The organism is Acidimicrobiales bacterium (genome assembly GCA_034521975.1).
In the GTDB taxonomy this organism is placed as follows: Bacteria; Actinomycetota; Acidimicrobiia; order Acidimicrobiales; family SKKL01; genus SKKL01.
Map to the genome: position 1 here is coordinate 255,525 of JAXHLR010000010.1, position 6,067 is coordinate 261,591.

Here is a 6,067-nt window from a genome sequence, read left to right on the forward strand (position 1 = left end):
AGATCCTACGGCCGCTCGGGCGGGACGACGGAATTCAGGACGGGATCGGCGGCAGGGGGAGGTGCCGGAGGACGAGATAGCGGTCGAGGTCGTCGCGCACCCCCCGCACCAGATCGCCGATCACCTCGTTGCCCGAGGCGAGGGCGTCGATCACCTCGTCGGTGAGACCCGCCCGCATGTCTTGGGGGTCGACCCATCGTGCCCCGTGGTGCTCGTCGCTGATCGTGGCCTCACGGGCGTCGACCCCGCAGCGGTAGGAGAGGTGGAGGAAGTCGCGCCCGTACTCGAACACCGGGTAGGCACCGACCAGGAACAGCCCGGTGGTGGGCGACAGGCCCGTCTCCTCGAACAGCTCGCGGACCGCACCCTCGATGGGAGTCTCGCCGCGGTCGACGACCCCGCCCGGCAGGTACCACTGGCCCGACGCCACGCCGCTGGAGCGCTCGAGCAACAGGATCTGCCCGTCGTGCTCGGCGTACACGAGCGTGGCCACTCCGTAGAGGGGCAGATCCCACTCACTGGAGTCCTCGCCCAGCCATGGATCGGAGGCGTCGCTCATCCGTCCTGACGGTAGACGATCGCCGCTCAGCCGGCGTGCCGGATCCCGCCCCCTGCCCGCTTCGCCTCATAGGCGGCGCTGTCGGCCCGGTGGAGCGCGGCCATCGGGTCGTCGGTCGCTTCGATGAGGACGACTCCAATGGAGGAGCCCACCTCGACCGGGCCGATCTCGGGGTCCCGGATCGGTTCGGAGATGGCGGTGTGGATCCGCTCGGCCACCTCGGCGACACCCTCGCGGTGTTCGGCGCTGGCCAGGGCGATGACGAACTCGTCGCCACCGACCCGTGCCACCAGATCGGTCTCGCGGACCAGGTGCCGGAGGCGGCTCGCGACCTCGATCAGGACCCGGTCGCCGACGAGGTGGCCGTGGGCGTCGTTGATGGCCTTGAAGTCGTCGAGGTCGCAGTAGAGGATCGCGCCGGTGTCGGCCTCGCGGCGCACCCTGGCGATGAGCAGGCGCAGGTGCTCGTCGAGCAGCGCCCGGTTGGGCAGGTCGGTGAGGGGATCGTGGGTGCTGCGGTGCAGCAGCACGGCGGTGTTGAGGCGTTGCTGCTCCTCGATCAGCTTGCGGGAGGTGATGTCGGTGATCTGGGAGATGAAGTTGGTGAGGGTTCCCGCGTCGTCGTAGGCCCCGGCCACCCGCAGCTCGGCCCACACCGGGTGGCCCTCCTTGTGCAGGTAGCGCTTCTCGAGCCGGTACGAGCGGACCTCGCCGCCGATGATCTGGCGAACCAGGGCGAGGTCGTCGCCGAGGTCGTCGGGGTGGGTGATGGCTTCGAACTCCACCTCGAGCAGCTCCTCGACCGAGTAGCCGGTGATCTCGGCGAAGGCCGGGTTGACCCGCAGGAACCGGTTGTCGAGACCGACCAGCGCCATGCCGGTCGGAGCATGCTCGAACGCGGTCGAGAACAGTCGGTCGGCGGTCCGCTGAGCGGCGCGCAGGGCGGTCAGCTCGGTGACGTCCTGGACGGTGACGAGAACTTCTTCGCGTCCCTCGGATCCGATGCGATGGGCGCCGATCACCAGGTCATGCCCACGGTCGGAGATCTCGAGGCGCTCCTTGCCGTGCTCGCGAGCGCCGGCCGCGGCGGCAGCGATCGCGCCGGCGGTCTCGTCGCCCTCGGGTAGGAACCCGATCTCGAGCTTGGTCGTCTCGCGGAACGACTCGTTGGTGTAGGCGACCAGATCGCCGCGGCTGAGAACGGCGATGCCGATCGGTGTGACATCGGCGATGGAGAACCCCGGCGCGTTCGGCGAGGTGAGGTCGACATCGACTGCCGTGTCGATGATCCGGGTCAGGCCGGCGATCCGGGAGTCCGAGAGGCGGATGCCGCGCACCCGTCCGAGCATCCACTCGTCGCGGTCGGCATAGCGGATTCGCACCTCGATCTCGGTCTGTTGGCTGCGTCCGGCGGCGAGGTCATCGAAGGCGGCGAGCGCGATGCCCATGTCATCGGGGTGGATCCGATCGAGCATCCGGCCCCCCTCGACCAGGTGATCGGGGGTTCCGATCACGTCCCGACCGAGCTCGCGCCGCCACTCCACACCTCCGTCGAGGCTCAACACGAAGACCACGTCCGCCAAGCGCCCCAGGATCTGGAGTGCCCAGTCCTCCTCGGTTCCGGATGTCTCACCCACCTCGGTCTCCAGTCGTGTCACAGTCATCCATCGGCCGGTCGGGGGCCGCACCAAAGGAACGAGGATGAGAAAATCCACATCGTGGTGTACGTGGTGGTGTGCACCGGCGGCGATACTGTTCCACCGAGGGGGACCCCAACCCCAGGAGGTGTCCCGTGGAGACAGGTCCCATCACCGAGGCGATCGGCGAGCGCCCACCGTTCGGCCCCATCGAGCGGCTCGACCACGACCGGCTCGTCGCCGAGCAGCAGGTCACCTTGGCCTCACCCAAGCGGCGCTACTCGATCAGCGCCAAGGTGCTGTTCGCGATCATGGACGCCCTCTACGGCAGCGGGCGCACGCTCGAGAAGTTCCGGGTGCTCGAACTGGTCGCCCGGGTGCCCTATCAGGCGTGGGAGAACGTGGCCTATGTTGCGGTCACCCACACCGCTCGCCAACGCGGGTTCGCCCGTCGGGTGTTCGACCGGGTGCGCACCGCCCGTTGGGAGCAGGACAACGAACAGTGGCACCTGCTGATCCTCGAGGAGCTGACCGGGGACGAGCGCCGCGGCTTCGTGCGCAGCCGGGTCGTCCCCCAGATCCTGGCCTTCGGCTACTACCAGCTGTCGTGGTTCATGTACGCGCTGCGACCGACGTGGAGCTACCGGTTGAACGCCGACTTCGAGGACCACGCCGAGCACGAGTACGCCCTGCTCGTGCAGGAGCGCCCCGAGTGGGAGGACACGCCCTACGAGGGTGAGTTCGCCGCCGACTTCGGCGCCTTCGACAGCCTCGCCGACCTGTTCCGCCAGATCGGCTACGACGAGCGGCTCCACCGCCTCGAGAGCGAGCACAACATCGCCAACCCCCGCTTCGGCTGAGCCGCCCCGGTCCGCTGTCACATGCGCGTGGGAGCATGACCGCCATGCCCGCCGACCACGACCTCGCCCCACCACCCGAGTTGCTCGCCGCCGATGCCGCGGCATCGCTCGAGCTCCTCGCCGGGCCGGGTGCCGAGCTTCGCGACGACCAGTTGGCGGCCGTCGATGCGCTGGTCACCCGGCGCGACCGAGTGCTGCTGGTGCAGGCCACCGGGTGGGGCAAGTCGGCGGTGTACTGGATCGCCACCATGCTCTTGCGCCGAGGCGGAGCGGGGCCGACGCTGGTGGTGTCTCCGCTGCTGGCGCTCATGCGCAACCAGGTGGCGGCGGCCGAGCGGGCCGGGATCCGGGCGGTCACCATCAACTCGGCCAACGTCGACGACTGGCGGGCCATCGAGGCCCAGGTCGCGGCCGACGAGGTCGACGTGTTGCTCATCTCACCCGAGCGGCTCAACAACCCCCGGTTCCGTTCCGAGGTGCTGGGCGAGCTGTCGCAGCGGGTGGGGCTGCTGGTCATCGACGAGGCCCACTGCATCTCCGACTGGGGCCACGACTTCCGGCCCGACTACCGCCGCATCGCCGACGTGCTGGCCGGGCTGCGCGACGGCGTGCCGGTGCTGGCGGCCACCGCCACCGCCAACCAGCGGGTCGAGGCCGACGTCGCCGACCAGATCGGCGAGCACACCCGCACCTTCCGCGGCTCGCTCGACCGGCCGTCGTTGCACCTGGGCGTGGTGGCGCTGGGGTCCGCCGCCGAGCAGTTGGCCTGGCTGGGCCGGTGGGTGCTCGACCGGCCCGGGCCGGGCATCGTCTACTGCCTCACCGTGTCCGAGGCCGAGCGGGTCGCCGAGCACCTGGCGGGTCTCGGGGTGGACGCCACCAGCTACACCGGTGCCACCCCCGCCCCCGAGCGTCAACGGATCGAGGCCGCGCTCGACGACGGGTCGCTGGCCTGTGTGGTCGCCACCTCGGCGCTCGGCATGGGCTACGACAACCCGCACCTGGCCCATGTGGTGCACCTCGGGTCGCCGTCGTCGCCCATCTCCTACTACCAGCAGGTGGGTCGGGTGGGCCGGGGCACCGTCGACGCCGAGGTCGTGCTGGTGCCAACCACCGCCGAGCGCGACATCTGGGCCTACTTCGACGCCACCTCCATGCCGCCCGAGGACACGGTCACCGAGGTGCTCCGGGTGCTCGAGGCCCACGGTCCGTGCTCGATCCCCGACCTCGAGTCGCTGGTCAACCTGCGGCGCGGGCGACTCGAAGCGCTGTTGAAGGTGCTCGACGTCGAGGGTGCGGTCGATCGCGACGGGTCGGCCTGGTTTCGGACCGGCCGGCCGTGGACCTATGACACCGAGCGCTACGAGGCGCTGGCCGCCGCCCGCCGGGCCGAGCAGGACGCCATGGTCGCCTACCAGCGCACCGACGGGTGCCGCCTGCGGTTCCTGCGCGAGCAGCTCGACGATCCCGGTGCCGCCGACTGCGGTCGGTGCGACAACTGCACCGGGGTCGCCGCCGATGCGGGAGTCGACGAGGCGGCGGTGGCCCGAGCCCGTCAGGCGTTGCGGTCGGCGGTGGTGGTGCTCGAGCCTCGCAAGCAGTGGCCCCGGGGGCTCGAGGAGCGCAGCGGCAACATCAAGGCCGATCGCCGACCCGAGGAGGGTCGGGCGCTGGCCTTCGGCAACGACCCCGGCTGGTCCGAGGTGTTGGCCCCACTGTTCGCCGGGCCCGATGCGCCACCCGACGACGACCTGTTGCGGGGCGTTGCCGCCTGCCTCAAGGCGTGGCCGTGGGGGCGCCGGCCCACCTGGGTCACCTGGGTGCCGTCACGCACTCGTCCGCTGCTGGTCGAGGGCCTGGCCCGGCGGCTGTCCGAGGTCGGCAGGATGGATCTGGTCGAGGCGGTGCATCGGGTGCGTCCCGACGCGCCGCCCCAGGCCCGCATGGACAACTCGGTGACCCAGGCGGCCAACGTGTGCGACGCCTTCGAGTTCGGGCGGTCCGACGGTGGCGACCTCCCGGTCGATCCCGGCCTGGTCGTCGACGATCAGCTGCGCTCGGGGTGGACCATGACGGTGGTGGCCGACGGCCTCCGCGCCGCCGGTTCGGGTCTGTTGCTGCCCTTCGTGCTCTGGCGCCGCCCGTAGGTTCCCGTGCAGGGCATGGTGGCCGACGGTCGGAGCGGTCACGGGCTGTGGTGGAACGCCCACCTCGCCTCGAACACCTGAGCGACGTAGGTCTCGGTGTCGCCGTGCCACCCGGCCCGGGTCACCGAGGTGATGCCCTGGTAGTAGGCGGCCAGGGCCGCTGCCTCGTCGCCGTCGGCATCGGCGATCAGCCAGGCGAGCAGTCGTGAGGTGATCCGGACGTTGTCATCGAGCACGTGCGGGTCGAGCGGTTCGCCGATCAGGTCCTGGGCGACCCAACGCGCCGTCGACGGCAGGAGCTGGCCGACACCGACCGCGCCTGCGGAGCTGGTGGCTGCGGGCTGCCACCGTGATTCGGTCCAGAGCACGGCGGCCAACAGGTCGGGTGACACCCCATGGACACCGGACCATCGGTCGATCGACGAACGGATCTCGGGGTCGGCGGACTGGGTCGGAATGGGCGTTCGATCGGGCGTGGCGACCCCGGCCGGGATGTCGATGCGGTCTCCGGGCAGGAGCAGGGAAGTCCGCAGCAGGCCGTTGTGGTCGACCAGCCGGTCGATGTCGACGGCGTGCAGCGCGGCGATGCCGGTCATGGTGTCGCCGGTCCTCACCTGGTAGCGGCTGACCGTGGTGGTTTCGGTCGGGGTCGAAGGGTGGTGGGTCTGTAGCTCGGTGTCGTGGTGGGCCGCTGCGCCGGGTGGTGCAGCAGGAGCGGTGAGCTCGATGTCGTTGTCGTCGTTCGAGCTCACCGGGCTGGGTCGGTCCCTGGTGTTGGTCCGGTCCCCGGTCCAGGCCACTCCGACGGCGATCGTGCTGAGCAGGGCGATCGAGAGCACGGCGGTGCGCATTCGACCCTTCGGC

At 70.5% G+C, this 6,067-nt stretch carries 5 protein-coding genes; 2 read left to right on the forward strand and 3 right to left on the reverse strand.

Features of this window, described 5'->3' with window-relative positions; genetic code table 11:
- Nucleotides 1-34 precede the first annotated feature (34 nt).
- Together U5K29_16300 and U5K29_16305 are read right to left on the reverse strand one after the other, a co-directional pair.
- Complete coding sequence (locus U5K29_16300) at nucleotides 35-559, reverse strand: NUDIX hydrolase (protein MDZ7680103.1); 525 nt, start codon at nucleotides 557-559, stop codon at nucleotides 35-37.
- A gap of 26 nt (nucleotides 560-585) precedes the next feature.
- Nucleotides 586-2,196, reverse strand: coding sequence for a diguanylate cyclase (locus U5K29_16305; protein ID MDZ7680104.1), 1,611 nt, complete (start codon nucleotides 2,194-2,196; stop codon nucleotides 586-588).
- Between the two features lie 155 nt (nucleotides 2,197-2,351).
- Between U5K29_16305 and U5K29_16310 the strand changes: the two genes are divergently transcribed.
- Together U5K29_16310 and U5K29_16315 are read left to right on the forward strand one after the other, a co-directional pair.
- Nucleotides 2,352-3,056, forward strand: a complete 705-nt coding sequence (locus tag U5K29_16310) for an alternative oxidase (GenBank protein ID MDZ7680105.1) — start codon at nucleotides 2,352-2,354, stop codon at nucleotides 3,054-3,056.
- A gap of 44 nt (nucleotides 3,057-3,100) precedes the next feature.
- Nucleotides 3,101-5,203, forward strand: coding sequence for a RecQ family ATP-dependent DNA helicase (locus U5K29_16315; protein MDZ7680106.1), 2,103 nt, complete (start codon nucleotides 3,101-3,103; stop codon nucleotides 5,201-5,203).
- A 38-nt stretch (nucleotides 5,204-5,241) separates the two neighbouring features.
- On the opposite strand, the gene U5K29_16320 is transcribed toward U5K29_16315, so the two are convergent.
- The coding region (locus tag U5K29_16320) for a transglycosylase SLT domain-containing protein (GenBank protein MDZ7680107.1) at nucleotides 5,242-6,067 on the reverse strand (826 nt) is incomplete at its 5' end.